Below are 18,147 nucleotides of genomic sequence, written 5' to 3'. Positions count from 1 at the left end.
GTAAAGTTATTTGACAATCGTAAAATTACCCCTTATCAACAGCACCACATCAGCCTGGGCTGCAAGCCCGCGGCCGTCGTCCCTCGGAACGAGAAGAAGATGGTTTTGAGGGATTTTTTCACCTTTTTTTAAGTCTTTCCCCGCCGTCAAATCCGACAGACCGCCACCGGCACTGTCAACCACCACCGCCTGACCGCTTCTCAGAATGATTTCCGTGCCTTTTCCTCCGGTGAGCCTTTCTCCCTTCTTAAGATTGATCACTTCAAGATTTGCCGACCCGCCAGTCTTTGAATCCACATATTGTTTCATATTCAATATTAGTTTTTCCACATAACTCTTTGTCACAAGAGGGTCGCTCTCGGAGCCCGGTGCGCCGACATCTGCTCTAACCGCCAGTGCAAAAAAAGTAAAGGCCGCAATAGTTATTGCAAGAATTATAATTCTTCCATATCTTCTCATCTTTACACCTCCATCAGCTATTCGACATCATTCACTTGTACAGTGGTTTTTTGCCCGCCCACTATTCTGTTCAAGTGGTTGCAGAATAATTCCTCAAAATCAGCATGACATATTATCTTCGACATAAACATGCAAATTTCCTGTCAAAAAAAATATTATTTTTCTCAATTCAGCAGCCCTGCTATGGCGGCTCCAATCAAAGTCGCATTTTCAGCCCTTACAAATTCAAAGTAAGTTTGTTTTTTATCATTTAAAAATGTTTTCATATAATATTCAAGCTTATTTTTAAACAGCTTGAATTTATAAAAGGTCGTTCCTTCGGCCGTTATGCACACGGGCTTACATGGGTTTTTGCCCTTCCCGATTTTAAGTATTATAGAGGACAGGTTTATCGCTGCAAGCTTTGCCGCTCTTTCCACAATGGCATCTATGATGTAGAATAAAGTGAAATAATCTTCTTCCTCAGAACAGCACTTTGAAAGCACATTTTCGGAGTAGGGATAATACAAAAATTCGTTGATATCTTTTGTATCAATATAATCAATATAATTAATCTTGTCGGCAAACTGTGCAGAAAACAATCCGTCTTCAGCCGCTTTTTTTATGACCTTCAGCAAAAGACCTCCCTGATATTTGCCGGCCATCATCTTTTCAAATTTATATGCGCCGGGATTTGCGGTTTCATTGTCAAATTCTTCATCCATCGAGCCTTGCGGCACTTTATCATAACCACCCGACTCTATGTTTATTATGGTGGAGCCCTCTTGAGGCATTAAATCACATGCTTTCTTTATGTTGCAATTTTTTTCGATATAGCATGTATTTGTTCCCGTACCCAAAATAAATCCTATATAACTTTCAAACACCCTATCCGGATATGCTGCTCTGCCCCCCAGCAATGTGGCCACTGTATCATTGAGCAGCACAATTTTTTTATCTTCATTGCATCCCATGTTTTTCATTGTTTTCAGAAGACCTTCCCCTATAATCTCACCTACCAAATCTTTAACCTGGACTTCCTTGCTGAACTGCAGCAGTCTCCCGTCTTTGTTGGGGAGTATTTCAGCGGGATATGAAAAACAAAAACCTATTTTCTGGCTCTTATTCAGCACTGGTTTAATATATCCGGCAATAGTCGCGAAAAATTCTTCTTTTGATATTTCTCCCTGCGTTCCAGGCATAGGATACAACCTGTAATTTTCCATAATCGGCTTACTGTCTTTGCCAAAATGGATGACAGCCATTCTAAAGTTAGTGCCGCCCGCATCCATCACTATTACCGGCTCTTCTAAGGGTATCTTGCCGTCCATTGTTATATACGTGGGCAACATTTTAAGGGAACTTTTTTGACCTTCGAGCCCCTTTTTCATTTCTTCCATAAAAGTTTTACAGCTTTGCTCCATGTCTATACTTTCATAGTCCATGCCGTAACTTTTTAAAAAATTCTTTACTTGTATCTGCTTGTGCATAAATAACCTCCCCTTCTATGTTACAATTACAATCATTTTTGCATGAATAACTTTCGCTATTCAACTCGGAATTCCTTCTTTTAAAATGCAACTTTTCAACATCATTTTTGCATTGCTGCTTTTATCCGAGGCTGATGTTGACATTCTTGTTCCGGTGATAATGTCTATAAAAAAAGGACCTGAAAGGTCCATCATATTCGATAGGATTCCGCCATCTTTTCTCCCGCAGCCTTTTTCCTGCATTTTTCGCAGAATGAGTAACATTTATCTTCTCCAAATTTTTTCTTCATATACTCAATATGCTCTTGCGTGGTAAAATACTCCCCGCATTTTTGGCACTTGACCAGCTCAAAGTCTTTGTTCCACAGATGCCTTATACCATCTTCATCCAGTATCTTTATCGCTCCTGTGGGGCACACGAAAGCGCACGCCCCGCATCCTATGCAAACGTCGGAAGCTTCATCAAAAGGTGTGGAAACTTTCTTGCCAATCCCCCTATTCACGGTGGATATGGCCGATATGCCCATTTCGTCGCAGGCGCGGACGCACAACCCGCACAGAATGCAATTTTCTTTATCGTCCCCAGAAAACCTTGTCTCGGGCGAAAGACCGTATTCCTCCCGCAGTTTTTTTATATACTCATTTTTCGGAGCCCTTGCAGAGAGCAGTCGGATTATGGTTTTCCTCATGCGTTGAATTTTTTCAGAGTTCGTCACCACTTCCATCTCACCCGTCACTGGAAATATGCAGGATGTGACAACTTTATTCCTGCCGTTTTCTATTACTTCCACTATGCACAGCCTGCAGGTGGCCTGGCCCGGAAGAGCTTCGGAATGGCAAAGGGTGGGGATGTGTATGCCGTTCCTTCTGGCAATGTTTAGAATATATTCCCCATTTTTTGCAACACATTTTTTACCGTCTATGATTATTTCCACGATTCATCTCTCCCTCCGGTCTTTACTGCGCCAAATCTGCAAACATCCATGCAACTCCCGCATTTTATACATTTTGATGCATCTATGGTGAAGACTTTTCCGGTGTACCCATCCACTGCTTCCGACGGGCAGTTCTTCTTGCAAAGGCCGCATCCTTTGCACAGGGCTTCATCTATATAGTATACCGTCAGATTTTTGCATACGCCGGCGGGGCACCTTTTTTCATTTACATGGGCCAGATATTCGTCTTTAAAATAACGAAGAGTTGTCAGCACAGGATTTGGGGCCGATTTGCCCAGTCCGCACAGAGACGCTTCTTTCAACGTTTCGCCGAGTTCTGAAAGAGTCTCCAGGTCATCCGGCTGCCCCCTGCCTTCGCATATGTCGTTCAATATTTCCAGCATCCTTCGTATGCCTTCCCGGCAGGGCACACATTTGCCGCAGGATTCCTCCGAAAGAAATGTCAGGTAGAATCTGGCCACATCCACCATACACGTCCTGTCGTCCATTACTATCATGCCGCCGGACCCCATCATCGAGCCCACCCGATCCAGAGAGTCGAAATCCACCGGAATATCTATGAGACTTTCCGGTATGCAACCTCCTGAAGGCCCTCCGGTCTGAACGGCTTTGAACTTCCTGCCGCCTGCTATTCCCCCACCGATATCGAAGATGATATCCCTGAGAGTCATTCCCATGGGTACCTCAATGAGGCCGGTGTTTTTTACCTTGCCCACCAGTGAAAACACCTTTGTCCCTTTGCTCTTTTCAGTACCTATGGAACCGAACCATTCGGCGCCTTTGTTTATAATCACTGGGATATTGGCCCAGGTTTCCACATTATTCAGCACCGTAGGTTTGCCCCAGAGCCCCTTTTCTACCGATCGGATATATTTTGCCCGCGGTTCACCCACCTTTCCTTCAATGGAAGCCATGAGGGCGGTGGATTCTCCGCATACAAAGGCTCCTCCGCCTCTCACAATCTGAACGTCAAAATGAAACTTCGAACCCAGAATGTTCTTTCCCAAAAAACCCCTCTCGCGTGCCTGCTCAATGGCCCGTGACATGTTCCTGATGGCAAGAAAATATTCATCCCTTATATACATGAAGCCTTCATGGGAACCCACCGCGTATGCGCCAATCACCATGCCTTCGATGACGCTGTGCGGGTCACCTTCCATTATGCACCTGTCCATAAATGCTCCGGGGTCTCCTTCGTCTCCGTTGCAGATGACGTATTTGGGGAAATCTTTCATGCGGGCGCACTGCCGCCACTTGCGGCCCGTGGGAAAGCCGGCTCCGCCCCTGCCGCGAAGTCCTGATTTTTCTATTTCTGAAATGACCTCATCCGGGCTGAGTTCAGATAAAACCTTCTCCAGTGCTTTATAACCGTCTCGCAGTATATAATCCTCTATGCTGGATGGGTCAATCTCGCCCACATTTCGGAGCGCCAGTTTTAGTTGCTTTTTATAAAACCCCGTCTCCTTCGGCGAAAGCACCTTTTTATCCAGTAAAGGCTCATGATAAAGGAGCCTTTCAACGACCTGACGGTTTAAAAGAGTTTTCTCGACTATTTCAGCTACATCGGAAACTTTTACACCGGTATAAAAAATATCATCCGGTTCTATCCTCACCAGAGGCCCCTTCTCACAAAGGCCCTGGCAGCCGGTCGCCTTTACCGCCGTTTTGACGTCGGCTTTTATTTTAGCCTCACAAACCTTTGCTTTCAACTCCTCGTACACATCCATGCTGTGATTGGAAAGGCACCCCGGGCCGCAGCATACCAGCACTGTCCTTTTGTCACACGTGCTCATCTTCAATCCTCCCATACTCCGCCAGGATATCCCTTACAACGGACGGCGTTACCCTGCCGTAAAACCTGTCATTTATGACCATGACCGGCGAAACCGCACAAGAACCAAGACAATTTACAGTCTCCAGGGAAAATTTACCGTCCCCGGTGGTGGTTCCGGGGACGATGTTCAATACTTTTTTTATTTCATCTATTATCACCTGGGAAGCTTTTATATGGCATGCAGTGCCGTCACAGACTTTAATGACATACTTGCCTTTGGGTTTCAGGCTCAAAGCCCTGTAAAACGTTGCCATGCTGTATAGCTTGCTCAAGGGAATGTGGAGGTAATCTCTGACCATCTCAAGGGATGCCCTTGGAATATAGTTGTAATGCTTCTGTATATCCTGAAGTATTGCCAGCAGGAAGCGGCGTTCCGGGGGATAATTTTTCAGTATGGTTATGGTGTATGAAAAATCTTGCCGTTCCATGATATTATCCTCCTGCTACGACGGGAAATATGGACACTTCATCGTCTTTAGAAAGGACAGTGTCAATCCCGCCTGTAAAGTAGATATTTCTACCGTTTACAAGGACTATGACTTCGTTTGTTATATCATTGTCCCTGAGAACCTTATCTCTGAAGGCTTTGCCGTATTTATCGCAAAGTTCTTGCAACAGCTGTTCTAGATTCGCCGCGCCTTTAATTTGAATTTCCTTTGTTCCTGTTATGTCTCTTATATTGCCGAAAAACTTCACCTTCATGCTGTTGTCCTCCATCCGATCAGATGCCCGAGGCCGGAATCCGGATAATCTGGATATGCCGCACAACAAAGCAGGAAATCAGATTTCGGACCTCTCACTTCTGATCTCCGGCTTCTCTTTATATGGACAGCTCCGCCAGTTTCTCTTCTGTCGGGACACCTTCCTCGTTCCACCCGCGCACGCGGTAATATTCAGGAAGCATTTTGTCAAGCTCCACCACTTTGCCCTTTGCCGGTCCTGAAGGCAGAGGCTCCTTTAAAAGCCTGGGCGGCAGAGTGTCGTCGTCAGAGGTAAATCCTGCGGCAATATTGAACAACCTTTCCAGATTCCATATCCTTTCGCCTATTTTCAAGACTTCCTCATCGGAAACATCCCAGCCAAGGGCGCCCCTCAACATGGATGAAATCTCCGGAAGTCCTATGGCGAATGTTGTAAAAAGACAAATGCCTGCAGAATCCACTACCGCGGTCAGATCCTGGAAAACTTTGAGCCACGCGGCTTTATCGGTAGTCACCAGGGGATCCAGCTTCTCGGGTATCCCAAGAATCTCCGGAGAAGTCATATAGCCCCTCACATGGCATCCGCCTCTATTGGAGGTGGCGTATTCAAGGCCCATGCCCTGGGCGCCTCTGCCGTCGTAGGCCGGCATTTCCTGCTTCTTCACCGACATGGAAAGTTCGGGGTGCCCGAAGCTTTCCGCCATCCTGTAAGACCCCAGGGCCAATCTATCTCCAAAACCTTCCCTCATACCCGTAAGCTTGGTCAGTTCCACGATGGCGTCCGCATTACCGAATCTCAAATCCATTCCGGCGATTTCCCGGGAAATGATTCCCCTTTCGTAGAGTTCCATGGCGCATGCTATGGTAGTGCCCATGGTGATGGGGTCCAGACCCAACTCGTTACAGATGAAGTTTGCTTTGCTGACAGCCGCCAAATCCCTTACGCCGCAACTGGCTCCATATGCCCATCCAGGCTCGTATTCGGGCCCTTCTCCGAAACTCTTGAACCTGCCTTCGGGTATTCTGGTAACCCTGCCACAGCCTATCGGGCAGCCAAAACACGCTTTATTCTTAACAAGATACTTTTCCCGAAGTGTCTCACCGCTGATATCTTCCGCATATTCAAACACGCCCCCATCTCTCCAGTTCCTGGTAGGAAGGGCTCCGGCCTGATTCACCACATTTATCAGAATTTCGGTCCCATAGGTAGGAAGCCCTGTTCCGGTAACCGGATTCTCCTTTATCTTCTTTCTGGCCTCCATGCAGGCTTCTAAAAAAGCTTCTGGTTTTGCCACCTCTACCGATTTTGATCCCCTCACGGCAACTGCTTTAAGGTTCTTTGAACCCATAACCGTTCCCATGCCGGAGCGCCCCGCAGCCCTATTCTTATCGTTCATCACGGTGGCAAAGAGCACCATTTTTTCGCCGGCAGGCCCTATACAGGCAATCCTTGCATCCTCCGCAGTCTCTTTTAAAAGTTCGTCGGTGGTCTCATGAACATTTTTCCCCCACAGGTGTTCAGCGCTTCTTAATTCTACACGGTCATCATCTATCCACAGATAGACAGGCTTTTCAGCCTTTCCTTCAAAGATAATTCCATCGAAACCTGCGAACTTCAGTTCTGGGCCGAAGTGCCCTCCGGAATTGGATGATCCGATGGTGCCCGTCAGGGGCGCCTTCGAAACAACCACATACCTGCCCGAAGTAGCTGCAAAAGTCCCGGTAAGCGGCCCTGTCATGAAAATGAGCTTGTTGTCGGGGCTCAGCGGATCTACTTTGGGATCCACTTCATTCATCATTATCTTTGTGGCCAGGCCTCTTGCACCGAGATAAAGGTTAGCGTCTTTCGGATTAATAGCCTCCTTTTTTATTGTCCCGTCACTTAAATTCACCCTGAGTATGGTCCCGGTCCATCCGAACATCATTGAGTCACCTCCCCGAATAATTCCTTGAATCTTTCAGCAATAAACTTTTTTCTGGAAAGATTTGCGGGAGTGGCCTCTTTGTACTGAATGGCTCCCGACGGGCAATTTTCAGCACATTTCGGCTCTCCTTTGCACAGGTCGCATTTTACGACCTTTCGCTCCACGGTGCTGAAGCTGATGTTGCCAAGCGGGCACGCACTCACGCACATCTTGCATCCGATACACTTAGCGTCGTCGATGAGCACGGTGCCTTCAGGCGTTCTTGTTATGGCAGATACGGGACATACCTTCATGCATGAGGGCTCTTCGCACTGCATGCACATCACGGGCACCGATACCGCCATGTCCTCAAATGCAAGCACCGAAACCCGGGAGCTTTTGGGATTAAACGCCTGGATCTTGCTGAAGGAGCATATTAGTTCGCAGCTCCTACAGCCTGTGCACTTGTCCGGGGAAATGGTCAGGATCTTGCTCAATTTTCACTCCTCCTTTTTTTATAATCCTGGTATTTAAGTAAAAAAGTTCACCCACTTTTAATTTAATTAAAAGCAGATGAACTCCTTTGCAAACCGGCAGGTATGGGGATTTCTCCCGCATGCCCTAACGGCCCATAAAACCTTCGCCAGCTTTTATGGGCTCGGAGAACATTAATATTTTATTAATCTATGTTTCAATTCCATAGTATTTATATTCTACATTTTTTATAATATTCCTTTTTTTGATTGAAAATTATTCAATTTTTAAGGTGTATGATTTTTATGAAAAAATTCTTTCGCGTTAAACAGCTCAAACACAGCCGACTGGTCTTTAATATCCCAGCCGTCACATCCCGGAGAAATAGGGCGGGTAACGCCATAGCCGGATTCCCTGGCTTTCTTTGCCAGCTCAACCAGAAACCTGTGGCTTATATCTTTTAAAACAGAGATACCGATGCTGTCGAAAATCATCCCCCGCATATAATCTCCGTTCTCGAAACATGATGCGGATTTTTCATCTATACCTGACCCCAGGGTCATTATCACTACAATAAATACGGTCGACACCTGTAAGATATCCGACATTCCTTAAAACTTCAATTTTATTGGGCACGGCGGCCATCTTAATTATGGGCAAATCAAACACCCCGGCAAGCGATCCGATGCACTTTAAATAACATCAACATAAAGGCTGAGGCCTTTGTATAAAGTGAATTATGTTCCCCTCGACATCTTTGAAAAAAACGGTTTTGACACCCTTTGCATTAGTGCTCAATTCGGTCACGATTTCTACATTATTCTTCAAAAGATTTTCATATTCCTTTTCTATATCGTCTGTACCAAAAGCCAGGTGCCTTATACCCTGACAACTGTTATTAACGCTTTCGCTTGCGGTTTCCGCAGGATATATTTCAATTAAGCCCCCATCCGGCAAGAGAAGAAAATAAGTGGGTTTTTCCTTTTTGTTATCATATACGATTTTAAGATTAAAAAGCTTTACATACCAATCTTTCAATGCTATTGGGTCCCGAGCACAAATCCCCACGTGTTCCAGATTTAACATACGCATCATCTCCTTTTATGATAATGGAAGATTCATAATATGAAACCATGTCTCAATATAATATACATTCGACGTAATTTAATAAAATCCTTCTTATTCTGGAAAATATTATCCTAATTTAATTCAATGTCGATTCAGATGTATAAACTTAATGCTATATAATCAACCGCTCGCCGGACCTTATCCAGCGGGAAATTATTTTATGAAAAATCATCCTTGTATAATAATAAATTTTAGCATATAATGTATTAAAATATGAATCCAGGTTTTTTAAAAATCATGCATACAATACCTGACAAGGAGTTGATATATATGAACATCAAGACTTTCGGAGTAGAAAGATGGATAAATTCTTATGAACACGGCGCTTTTTACAACCTGGCGGAAACCGATGCCAAGGCTTTCACTCTTGACGAACTTCTGTCCCTGGGAAAGAAATTTGAAGTTCTGGACGAACTGCTTCGCGTAAAGATAAGTTACAATCCCACCACCGGTAGTCAATCCCTGCGGGAAATAATCTCGTCATTTTACGAAAACACCGGCCCTGAAAACATTCTCATCACCACCGGAGCCATTGAAGCGGATTTTCTTGTGACTAACTCCCTGGTGGAACCCGGCGACACGGTCATCGTTCAGTTTCCGGCGTATCAAGCCCTGTATTCCACCGCAGAAGCCAGAGGGGCCCGCATAAAGTACTGGAATATGAGCATTGACAGAGGATATGAACCTGATATCGACGAACTCAAAGCCCTTATAGACGATAATACGAAAATGATTGTTCTCAACATTCCCCACAACCCCACCGGTGCGGTAATATCCGAAGACCAGCTTAAAACCATTCTTTCATGGGCCGAGGAACAGGATTTCTGGGTGCTCTGCGACGAGGTATACCATGATTTCGCTCTGGAACCCGGTGCGGTGCCGCCTTACGGTCGCACTTTAAGCAAAAAAGCCGTCAGCGTAGGAAGCATGTCCAAGGCCTATGGTCTATCTGGATTGCGCTTAGGATGGATAGCGGCTCCAGAGGACCTGGTCAACCGCTGCTGGTGCTGGAAGGATTACACCTCCATCAGCAACTCGCCCATAAACGATTTTCTGGCCGCCTTCGCCCTGAAAAACATTGAAAAGGTCATGGACAGAAACCTTGGCATCGCCCGGCAGAATCTCGAAACACTTTTGAAATGGTTTAAAGAACATTCGCATTTCTTTGACTATGTCACGCCCAGAGCCGGAGTTTTAACTTTCCCCCGCGTCAAGAACATATCAATGACTACAGAAGAACTTTGTAAAAGGCTTTTTGAGAAAGAAGGCCTTCTCATGGTGCCAGGAGAATGTTTCGAAATGCCGGGCTACCTGAGGATAGGATTTGGTAATGACAGCAAGATGTTCCAGACCGGGCTTTCCATATTCTCGTCTTTTTTAAACTCATTGAGCTAAAACAGGTTTACATTTGTACCTTTCATTTTTAATTTTTTTGTAATATACTTGTTATTGGTATTTAAAACTTAAAATCGGGAGGTTTTATCATGCCATTGGTAACATCAAGAGAAATGTTCCGGAAAGCTTATGAAGGCGGGTATGCCGTAGGCGCCTTCAATGTAAACAACATGGAAATCATCCAGGGCATCGTGGAAGCGGCGAAAGAAGAAAAAGCCCCATTAATCCTGCAGGTTTCCGCGGGGGCCAGAAAATACGCAAAGCCTGTATACCTCAGGAAACTCGTGGAAGCAGCCATAGAAGACACGGGCCTTCCCATAGTGCTGCATCTGGACCACGGTGAAAATTTCGAAATCTGCAAAGCCTGCGTGGACGACGGTTTCACTTCGGTCATGATCGACGGTTCCAAACACCCCTTTGAGGAAAATATAGCCATTACCAAAAAAGTCGTAGAGTACGCCCATGAAAGAGGCGTTGTAGTCGAGGCGGAGCTCGGAAAACTGGCAGGCATAGAAGACAACGTAAACGTATCCGAAAGGGAAGCTACCTTTACCGACCCCGACCAGGCCGTGGAATTTGTGGAAAGGACAGGCGTGGACTCGCTGGCGGTGGCCATAGGTACCAGCCACGGGGCATATAAGTTCAAGGGTGAACCGAAACTTGATTTTGAACGTCTGGAAAAATTAACAAAGATGCTCCCCGGATTTCCTCTGGTGCTCCACGGGGCCTCCACCGTGCTGCCTGAATTTGTAGAGGCATGCAACAAATACGGCGGCAGTATCCCCGGTGCAAAGGGTGTACCCGAAGAAATGCTAAAGAAAGCTGCAGGGATGGGGGTCTGCAAGATAAACATAGATACTGATTTGCGCCTTGCCATGACCGCATCGGTTAGAAAATACCTAGCGGAAAATCCATCGGAATTTGACCCGAGAAAATATCTGGGCGTGGCCCGGGATGCCATAAAGGAAATGGTGCGGCATAAAATTAAAAACGTTCTGGGCTGTGATGGAAAAATATAAAGTGAAGGTGATTGGATGATTAATCTGGATTTTTTAATGGTAAACCTTCCGGAAGACATTCAGAATCTTGTGATTTACGGCGATTTCGAAGGTGCACGCAGGCTTATCGACTTGAAACTTAAAAAAAATATAGGCGATATGTTGAGGGATAGGCTTATTTTTGAAAAGGAAAGGCTAAGCAGGCTCGAAAACGAATACATATATCCCTTTGAAGAAGCTTTAAAGCTTGCCGCTTCCGAGATAAGGGATTTTACCAGAGAGGAGCTGGAATCTTTAAAAGACGAAGGGTATGCTGATTGGGCCTTTGTAAACGGCAAATTGATGTTTCACAGGAGATTCCTGGAAAATGTAAAAAAGACCCTGCCAGGAATTAAGGACCGGTTGATTAATTCCGACAAAAACTCGGATAAAGAATCAGACATCCTGGATACCACAGTTAAAAATATCATTGAACATGGCCAAAAGAGCTATCATATACATGTAAAAACCGGCGTGAAACTTAAAAAAGAAGCCGAAAGGATAGGAGAAACCGTCAGGGTTTACCTTCCTATCCCGGCTGCCGAAAAAGGGATTAAAAACATCAAAATATTAAATACATCTCATAAACCCGCTTTTATATCCCCCGACTATCACCCGTCAAGGACCGTTTACTTTGAAGAAAAACTCAAAGGCGGCGATGTATTCACCGTGGAATATTCATATGAGAACCATGTTTGTTATACAAAGCTTGACTATTACGAAGTCAAGGCCGACCAGCCGGATTTTTATACAGATGAACTGTTGCCGCATATTGCCTTTACGCCATATCTGAAAAACCTGGCGGCCAAAATTGTGGGAAATGAAAAAAATCCTCTGAAAAAAGCCAGAATGATATATGATTACATAACCTGCAATGTAAAATATTCTTTTGTAAGGTCCTATTCGGCAATACTGAACATCACCGAATACGCAGCGCTGAATCTTAAGGGCGACTGCGGTGTCCAGGCCCTGCTTTTCATAACTCTTTGCAGGATTTCCGGCGTCCCCGCAAAATGGCAGTCGGGCCTCTATGTCAACCCCCACCGTATCGGCTGCCACGACTGGGCCCAATTTTATATAGAGCCCTACGGCTGGCTGTATTCAGACCCGTCCTTCGGCGCAGGCGCGCTGAGAAAGGGCAGTAATGAGGTGTGGAATTTCTATTTTGGAAACATCGACCCCTTCAGAATGCCCGCCAACTCCGAATTCCAGCAGGAATTTACACCGAAAAAGGCATTCCTGCGTTCCGACCCTTACGACAACCAGGTGGGAGAAATAGAATACGCGGATGGAAATGTGTATTCAACGGATTTTGAATCAATAATGGAGATAATTGATATACATGAGATATAGAATTTAAATTTTCCCCGCTTGAATATGTAAAAATGACCATGTTAATGGTCATTTTTTTATGGCGTTTGTTAAATTAGCTGATTCATCAGTGCTGGATTGATGTTGCTTATGACGGCATGGGATACCAGAAGCCCTTCCTCCACATTTTGAATTCCGCTGGAAACTGCCGCTTTTACGGCGTCGATTTCTCCTGTCAGAATAACAATGGACTTTCCTCCCATTCCCCGGGCTATCCTGATTTCCGAAAGATGGACATTTCCGCCTTTGACGGCGGCATCCGCCGCTTTTATTGCCGATGCCACGGTAAACGTCTCTATAAATCCCACCGACCTTGCTATTTTTTCGCAAGCCGCAGTGCCTGAAAGCGCAGGAATTACCGATGGATGTACGTTGGGCAGAACGAATTCGTCCACTACTCCGTCTTTAAAGGCTTCTCTGCCCGCCGTGATGGAGTTTTTAACGGCACTCACATCGCCGGAAATCAATATAATGAATTTCCCCGGACACACACTGGTGGCCAGAAGAAGTTCCACCTGTGAGGCTTTCATCATGGCGTCGGCAGCTTGCACTCCCCTGCTTATTTCTCTGAATTCCAGCAATCCAATGGTCTTCAAAAGATCGCCTCCGATCATTTATTGGAGATTGTTATGCATTCCTGCCCCACCCTGGTAACAACGCCGCTGATGCTGGCATGAAGGTTGGCTCCGATTTTTCCTTCAGGGATTTGCGCTATTATATCGCCTTTTTCAACCTTCTGCCCTTCCTGAACTGTGGGATAGACTGGAACTCCAATATGCTGTTTTAAGGGCAGGGTTACTTCGTCTACCTTTATTTCTTCCTTCATCAGCGCCGCATGATTTACGGCATATTCATCCAGGCCTATTCTAGCCAGCAGTTTTTTTGCGGGATATTTCCGCCAAGCCCTTTCCTTAATTTCTGTAAGCACCGGTCTTTTCTCATATTTTATCCCTTTTTGCTGCATGGTTTTTTTGATTTCCACATTTATTGCCCTGGGGCTGAGCCCCATGGGGCACACTATTTCGCAAAGCCCGCACTCCGAACATATTAAAGCCGTTTTAAGAGCGGTCACATCGGAAATGCTGTTGGCCACAGCGCGCATAATCCTGTGAGGCTCCAGCGAATGCCCCAGCAGGCGCCTGGGGCACAGTTCGGTGCATTCGCGACACTGGCAACAGGCGGATCTGGCCCTTATTATCTGGACATGTAGATTTATTTTTTTTGACAGCCAGGGATGGGTGCCGGCAGGAATAGACAGCAATCCAGATGTTGTTTTTGTGACCACGCTGTCTAGGCCGACGACTTTTCCCATCATCGGTCCGCCGTCGAAAAGCACAAATTCTTTTGCAGTTGTGCCTCCTGCCATTTCCAGCAGCTTTTTAACAGGTGTTCCCAGCGGAACCCTGGCGGTAAACGGATTTTTCACCGCTCCGCTCACGGTCACATATTTATCCGTAACTGCCATTTGCTTTGCGGCGCGGGAAATGTTGTACAGCGTCTCCACATTCTGCACCACCGCATTGACGTCAATCGGTATCCCGGCTTCCGGGATTTTTCGGCCCAGTACATCATAAACTAGCACATGCTCATCTCCTGCAGGGTAAAAATCGTCAAGCAAAAAAATGCTTATTCGGGCTTGTTCTCTTATTGCATTCTCTATTGCTGCCAGGCTTTCCCGGTATTTCTTTTTTATGGCTACAATTCCCCTTTGTGCCCCTGTAGCCTCCATGGCCAGGTTTAAACCGTCTATCACCGCACCCACACTGTTTTTTATCAGTACCTGATTATTTGTCAGCAGAGGTTCACACTCGGCAGCATTGGCTATGACCACATCACATGCGGCTTGCAGCTTAATGTGGGTTGGAAAGCCCGCTCCCCCTGCACCCACGACTCCGGCAAGTTTTATTGCCTTTGTTAATTCTTGTCTTTCAGCCAAATTAAACCCTCCACTCATACAATCCTGAAGCCATCCACCAGCACGCATCTCCTCTGCCTGGTGAATGTCCTGGCGGATGTTACGCCTTCTCCGGTGGGCCCTGCTATGGTAAAGGTGGCAAAGCCCTCTCCGCCCGCCCCTATGCCGGCGTAAGACGGCGCATTCTTGACGAAAACGGTGGTTTGAATTCTTCTGGCAAAATTGGTCATGTTGTCTACATTCTTTGAATGCATGACGGCGGTGTGTTTATTCCCGCCCTCAGCTCGAACCGCCAGCTCAATGGCATCCTCTACAGTGGGAACCTTTACGACGGGCAGCACCGGCATCAACTGTTCATGATACACCAGCGGATGGTCCGGCCCTACTTCCATCACGACAAGGCGCACGTCCGGGCCCACTTCGATTCCGATTTCCCGCAGAATGACAGTTGCATCTTTGCCTATCAGTTCTTTGTCTATTTCACCGGACCCGATTATTCTTTCAGTCAGTGCGTCAATGTCTTTGCCGCGGAGGATATATGCCCCTTCTCTCGAAAATCTCCCCATGAGCTTTTCGGCAATGGATTCCACTGCGATCAATTCCTTTTCCACAATACACGGCAGGTTGTTGTCGAAACTGGCACCGCACACTATGTCGTGGGCTGCCTTCACAAAATCGGCTGTTTCATCCACTACCACCGGCGGGTTACCAGCACCGGCGCCTATAGCTTTTTTGCCCGATGACAGAGCTGCCCTTACAACTCCCGGACCTCCTGTGGCGGATATCAGCTGTACTCCGGGGTGGGCAAAGAGTCTGCCAGCGGTTTCAATGGTCGGCTCGCTTATGCTGCAGACCAGGCTGTCGGGGCCTCCTGCCTTTGTAATAGCATTGTGGATGATTTCGACGGTTTTGTTGCAGCAATTTTTAGCTTTGGGGTGAGGATTGAATATCACTGCGTTTCCAGCCGCAATCATGCTTATGCTGTTGTTTATCACAGAAGCGATAGGGTTGGTCATTGGAGTTATCGATGCTATCACTCCAAAGGGGGCCATCTCCACAAGGGTCAAGCCGTGGTCGCCGGTCCAGGCTGTGGTCTTTAAATCTTCGGTGCCCGGGGTTTTTTGAGCAGCCAGGATATTCTTCACCACTTTATCCTCCACCCTGCCCATGCGGGTTTCTTCCACAGCCATTTCGGCCAGAACTCGGGCGTTGTTCAGACACGCTTCGCGGATTGATTTAATGATTTGTTCCCTTTTTTCCAGATCCAGTAAAGCAAATCTTTTTTGCGCCCGCACAGCCGCTTCGACGGCGTCGTCCACATTTTCATATATAGCTTTATCGGACCGGGTATTTCGCGATTTTGCTTCAATTTCCTCCAAAATCTTTTTTGCCACTATTGAAACAAATTTTTCATCCAGAGCCATCTAGGTAAAAACCTCCTTATTTTAAGGTTAGCAAAATTTCCAATCCCGCCCGTGCCACCTCGATATCTTCACTTACACTTCCGCCGCTCACTCCTATTGAACCTATAACTTCCCCGCTGGAGCAAATGGGTATACCGCCGCCGAAGGTTATAATCCTCCCGCCGGCGACAGAGTTAATACCGTAAAGCTGCTCTCCGGGGGCAGCTATTTTTGCCAGTTCTTCGGTGGGCATTTTCAGCACCGCCGCTGTGAAGGCTTTGTCTTTTGCTATCTCCACGCTCGCCAGCAGGGCTTTGTCCATGCGGTGAAGCGTTATCAAATATCCGCCCTGGTCCGCCACCGCTATTACCATGGGCTTTTGAATTTCTTCCGCCTTTTTTCTAGCGGCGGCGGTTATTTTCAAAGCAATGTCAAGCGTCAAATTTTTTATATCACCGCTCATTTCCAGTGCCACCTTGACTTTTTTTGTTATGGTTAATATCATTTCTTCCTGTTCTTCGAACAGGGCAAGAGCGTAAATAAGATCCGACAACCTGTTGAGATATTTTAATAATTCCGGCCTGATTTTGCCGCGGACTTTCAAGACCGCCGCCCGCCGCTCCGCTCTGCGCACTGCGGTCCTTGCCATATGAAGCAAAGCCGAAGAGGCATAAGGTCCCGGGACAATGAAATCTCTTTTAAAGGCAATCCTGCTCATAATTTCATCTATGGTTCCTTCCATCCATTCGATTTCGGAAAGCTCAACCTTTTTTTTGAGAAATTTTTCCGGCGCCGGACAGGCCAATTCTGCAGCCACTAAAAACAGTTCTTCTTCCACTTTTTTTAAAATATTTTGGGCAAGTTCGCGTTTTGCCTGGCTTCTAGCCAGGGCTAGAACCGACACCGCCTCGTCGACGGTACCGTAGGCTTCTACTCTGCTGTCGAACTTGGCCACTCTTTTTCCCCCGATTAAACCCGTCTGACCTTCATCCCCGGTTTTTGTGTATACGGTCGTCATCGCATTCACCCGCTTATCTCTATATCGTCGATAATGCCTATGACGGCGGCGTTGACAGGAGCGTTTGAATCTGCCATAACCTTACCCGCGGCACTGCCGGTCACAAGCAATACCAGTTCTCCTTTGCCCGCACCCACGGTGTCCACCGCCACTACGATATCTTTTGAATCATCCTCTTGAAGACTAGTGTTTAAAGGCTTCACTATGAGGAGTTTGGAACCGATTAACGCATCGTTCTTTCTAGTTGCCACCACCGTGCCTATCACCCTGGCAATTTGCATGGTTTTCCTCCTTCATTCCCTGATTACCTGTAAATTGTTTTCTCTTATGACATAAAGGGCTAGCGGCGTGATTACGGCATTTTTCGGTATTGTAATCCCGCACCCTTCCTTTATGTGGGGGATTATATCCCCGCGGGTGATGATTTTTCTTTCTATTCTTATGGATTCATCTTTCATTCCAGAGAAAATATTTTGTTGAGGCTTGCCATAAAATTGGGAAGTTATGGCGCCGTATAATTCTTTTGCTCTGCAAAATTTTACGCCGTACCCGGAGAGTGTATTTATATTTTCTTCCAGTGCCGTTTTTAGGGCACCGTTGGACCATATGAATCCTAGTTTTTCCCATGCCTCCAGCCTGGGGTCTGCCGCATCCAGGGCGCAAGTCACCGGAATGCCCATCATGAGCGAGTCTATTATGGTCTGCGCCGCGTATGTATCCAGAAATAATCTGGCGGCCTTTGCTGCCGTATTTCTGGTGAGCAATCCTACCACCACCAGAGTGTAGGGATTTAAAAAATCTTTAAAAGATTTTATGCTGTCTTTTCCTTCGACTATGACCTGTCCGGCATTCAGTTCTTTCGAAATCGAAACCACATCGTGAATTTCCGCAGCCGCTCTTGAAAAAAGGATATCGCATTTCAATGCATTGTCGGAAACCGCCTTTTTTATTTCATGTACGGCATCGGCAAATCCTCCCATGCCTCCGGTAAAAACCACAAGCAGTCTTTTGTTCAGATGCCTGAATACAACTTCTTCCACTATCTTTCTTATCTTTTGTTCGATTTCTTTCGAAATCATTCAA

19 protein-coding genes and 1 riboswitch are annotated in these 18,147 nt (G+C 46.3%); of the genes, 3 read left to right on the top strand and 16 right to left on the bottom strand.

What is annotated here, in order from left to right:
- Positions 1–6 precede the first annotated feature (6 nt).
- From AC6I1H_RS15345 to AC6I1H_RS15300, 10 genes are all read right to left on the bottom strand, one after another.
- Positions 7–459, bottom strand: coding sequence for a hypothetical protein (locus tag AC6I1H_RS15345; protein ID WP_497738392.1), 453 nt, complete (start codon positions 457–459; stop codon positions 7–9).
- Between the two features lie 164 nt (positions 460–623).
- A complete protein-coding gene (locus AC6I1H_RS15340; protein WP_497738391.1) occupies positions 624–1,928 on the bottom strand; it encodes a hexokinase family protein in 1,305 nt (434 codons plus the stop codon).
- A 191-nt stretch (positions 1,929–2,119) separates the two neighbouring features.
- Positions 2,120–2,863, bottom strand: coding sequence for a 2Fe-2S iron-sulfur cluster-binding protein (locus tag AC6I1H_RS15335; RefSeq protein ID WP_497738390.1), 744 nt, complete (start codon positions 2,861–2,863; stop codon positions 2,120–2,122).
- Positions 2,854–4,677, bottom strand: coding sequence for an NADH-ubiquinone oxidoreductase-F iron-sulfur binding region domain-containing protein (locus tag AC6I1H_RS15330; RefSeq protein WP_497738389.1), 1,824 nt, complete (start codon positions 4,675–4,677; stop codon positions 2,854–2,856). The genes AC6I1H_RS15335 and AC6I1H_RS15330 overlap by 10 nt, the downstream gene beginning before the upstream one ends.
- On the bottom strand, positions 4,664–5,146 hold the full coding sequence (nuoE, locus tag AC6I1H_RS15325) for an NADH-quinone oxidoreductase subunit NuoE (RefSeq protein WP_497738388.1): 483 nt from the start codon (positions 5,144–5,146) through the stop codon (positions 4,664–4,666). Before nuoE ends, AC6I1H_RS15330 begins: the two co-directional genes overlap by 14 nt.
- A 4-nt stretch (positions 5,147–5,150) precedes the next feature.
- Positions 5,151–5,420, bottom strand: coding sequence for a ubiquitin-like small modifier protein 1 (locus AC6I1H_RS15320; RefSeq protein WP_497738387.1), 270 nt, complete (start codon positions 5,418–5,420; stop codon positions 5,151–5,153).
- Between the two features lie 118 nt (positions 5,421–5,538).
- On the bottom strand, positions 5,539–7,341 hold the full coding sequence (locus tag AC6I1H_RS15315) for an aldehyde ferredoxin oxidoreductase family protein (protein WP_497740825.1): 1,803 nt from the start codon (positions 7,339–7,341) through the stop codon (positions 5,539–5,541).
- Positions 7,341–7,820 carry a 4Fe-4S dicluster domain-containing protein gene (locus tag AC6I1H_RS15310; RefSeq protein ID WP_497738386.1) on the bottom strand — a complete coding sequence of 160 codons (480 nt, stop codon included), beginning with the start codon at positions 7,818–7,820 and terminating at the stop codon, positions 7,341–7,343. The genes AC6I1H_RS15315 and AC6I1H_RS15310 overlap by 1 nt, the downstream gene beginning before the upstream one ends.
- Before the next feature lie 65 nt (positions 7,821–7,885).
- Positions 7,886–7,999, bottom strand: a riboswitch (molybdenum cofactor riboswitch).
- Positions 8,000–8,084: 85 nt separating this feature from the next.
- Positions 8,085–8,405: a hypothetical protein gene (locus tag AC6I1H_RS15305; RefSeq protein WP_497738385.1), complete on the bottom strand. Its 321-nt coding sequence runs from the start codon at positions 8,403–8,405 to the stop codon at positions 8,085–8,087.
- Between the two features lie 94 nt (positions 8,406–8,499).
- Positions 8,500–8,883, bottom strand: coding sequence for a VOC family protein (locus AC6I1H_RS15300; RefSeq protein ID WP_497738384.1), 384 nt, complete (start codon positions 8,881–8,883; stop codon positions 8,500–8,502).
- 312 nt (positions 8,884–9,195) lie between these two features.
- On the opposite strand from AC6I1H_RS15300, the gene AC6I1H_RS15295 reads away from it, so the two are divergent.
- From AC6I1H_RS15295 to AC6I1H_RS15285, 3 genes are all read left to right on the top strand, one after another.
- Positions 9,196–10,320 (top strand): aminotransferase class I/II-fold pyridoxal phosphate-dependent enzyme, encoded by a 1,125-nt coding sequence (locus AC6I1H_RS15295; RefSeq protein ID WP_497738383.1) that lies wholly within the window; start codon positions 9,196–9,198, stop codon positions 10,318–10,320.
- An 89-nt stretch (positions 10,321–10,409) separates the two neighbouring features.
- Positions 10,410–11,339: a class II fructose-1,6-bisphosphate aldolase gene (gene fba, locus AC6I1H_RS15290; protein WP_497738382.1), complete on the top strand. Its 930-nt coding sequence runs from the start codon at positions 10,410–10,412 to the stop codon at positions 11,337–11,339.
- 15 nt (positions 11,340–11,354) lie between these two features.
- On the top strand, positions 11,355–12,710 hold the full coding sequence (locus AC6I1H_RS15285; RefSeq protein WP_497738381.1) for a transglutaminase-like domain-containing protein: 1,356 nt from the start codon (positions 11,355–11,357) through the stop codon (positions 12,708–12,710).
- 68 nt (positions 12,711–12,778) lie between these two features.
- On the opposite strand, the gene AC6I1H_RS15280 is transcribed toward AC6I1H_RS15285, so the two are convergent.
- Genes AC6I1H_RS15280 through AC6I1H_RS15255 form a run of 6 tightly spaced genes read right to left on the bottom strand, consistent with a single transcriptional unit; the run spans position 12,779 to position 18,143 of the window.
- Positions 12,779–13,324, bottom strand: a complete 546-nt coding sequence (locus AC6I1H_RS15280; RefSeq protein WP_497738380.1) for a BMC domain-containing protein — start codon at positions 13,322–13,324, stop codon at positions 12,779–12,781.
- A gap of 14 nt (positions 13,325–13,338) precedes the next feature.
- Entirely contained in the window at positions 13,339–14,664 is a 1,326-nt protein-coding gene (locus AC6I1H_RS15275; RefSeq protein WP_497738379.1) for a 4Fe-4S dicluster domain-containing protein, read from the bottom strand.
- A gap of 14 nt (positions 14,665–14,678) precedes the next feature.
- Positions 14,679–16,067, bottom strand: a complete 1,389-nt coding sequence (locus AC6I1H_RS15270; protein ID WP_497738378.1) for an aldehyde dehydrogenase family protein — start codon at positions 16,065–16,067, stop codon at positions 14,679–14,681.
- 16 nt (positions 16,068–16,083) lie between these two features.
- Entirely contained in the window at positions 16,084–17,064 is a 981-nt protein-coding gene (locus AC6I1H_RS15265) for a cob(I)yrinic acid a,c-diamide adenosyltransferase (protein ID WP_497738377.1), read from the bottom strand.
- 5 nt (positions 17,065–17,069) lie between these two features.
- The gene (locus AC6I1H_RS15260) at positions 17,070–17,345 is read right to left on the bottom strand and encodes a EutN/CcmL family microcompartment protein (RefSeq protein ID WP_497738376.1); all 276 of its coding nucleotides are present in this window, start codon (positions 17,343–17,345) and stop codon (positions 17,070–17,072) included.
- Positions 17,346–17,357: 12 nt separating this feature from the next.
- Entirely contained in the window at positions 17,358–18,143 is a 786-nt protein-coding gene (locus AC6I1H_RS15255) for a hypothetical protein (protein WP_497738375.1), read from the bottom strand.
- Positions 18,144–18,147 lie beyond the last annotated feature (4 nt).

It is taken from the genome of Biomaibacter sp. TOL (assembly GCF_059717795.1).
Note: the sequence above shows the minus strand (reverse complement) of the source record. Positions and strands in the feature narration are given on the sequence as shown.

Bases quoted from the DNA above. Each gene is read 5' to 3' on its own strand.
- AC6I1H_RS15345 (WP_497738392.1), bottom strand. From the start codon at position 459: ATGAGAAGATATGGAAGAATTATAATTCTTGCAATAACTATTGCGGCC.
- AC6I1H_RS15340 (WP_497738391.1), bottom strand. From the start codon at position 1,928: ATGCACAAGCAGATACAAGTAAAGAATTTTTTAAAAAGTTACGGCATG.
- AC6I1H_RS15330 (WP_497738389.1), bottom strand. From the start codon at position 4,677: ATGAGCACGTGTGACAAAAGGACAGTGCTGGTATGCTGCGGCCCGGGG.
- nuoE (WP_497738388.1), bottom strand. From the start codon at position 5,146: ATGGAACGGCAAGATTTTTCATACACCATAACCATACTGAAAAATTAT.
- AC6I1H_RS15320 (WP_497738387.1), bottom strand. From the start codon at position 5,420: ATGAAGGTGAAGTTTTTCGGCAATATAAGAGACATAACAGGAACAAAG.
- AC6I1H_RS15315 (WP_497740825.1), bottom strand. From the start codon at position 7,341: ATGTTCGGATGGACCGGGACCATACTCAGGGTGAATTTAAGTGACGGG.
- AC6I1H_RS15305 (WP_497738385.1), bottom strand. From the start codon at position 8,405: ATGTCGGATATCTTACAGGTGTCGACCGTATTTATTGTAGTGATAATG.
- AC6I1H_RS15300 (WP_497738384.1), bottom strand. From the start codon at position 8,883: ATGTTAAATCTGGAACACGTGGGGATTTGTGCTCGGGACCCAATAGCA.
- AC6I1H_RS15295 (WP_497738383.1), top strand. From the start codon at position 9,196: ATGAACATCAAGACTTTCGGAGTAGAAAGATGGATAAATTCTTATGAA.
- fba (WP_497738382.1), top strand. From the start codon at position 10,410: ATGCCATTGGTAACATCAAGAGAAATGTTCCGGAAAGCTTATGAAGGC.
- AC6I1H_RS15285 (WP_497738381.1), top strand. From the start codon at position 11,355: ATGATTAATCTGGATTTTTTAATGGTAAACCTTCCGGAAGACATTCAG.
- AC6I1H_RS15270 (WP_497738378.1), bottom strand. From the start codon at position 16,067: ATGGCTCTGGATGAAAAATTTGTTTCAATAGTGGCAAAAAAGATTTTG.
- AC6I1H_RS15265 (WP_497738377.1), bottom strand. From the start codon at position 17,064: ATGACGACCGTATACACAAAAACCGGGGATGAAGGTCAGACGGGTTTA.
- AC6I1H_RS15260 (WP_497738376.1), bottom strand. From the start codon at position 17,345: ATGCAAATTGCCAGGGTGATAGGCACGGTGGTGGCAACTAGAAAGAAC.
- AC6I1H_RS15255 (WP_497738375.1), bottom strand. From the start codon at position 18,143: ATGATTTCGAAAGAAATCGAACAAAAGATAAGAAAGATAGTGGAAGAA.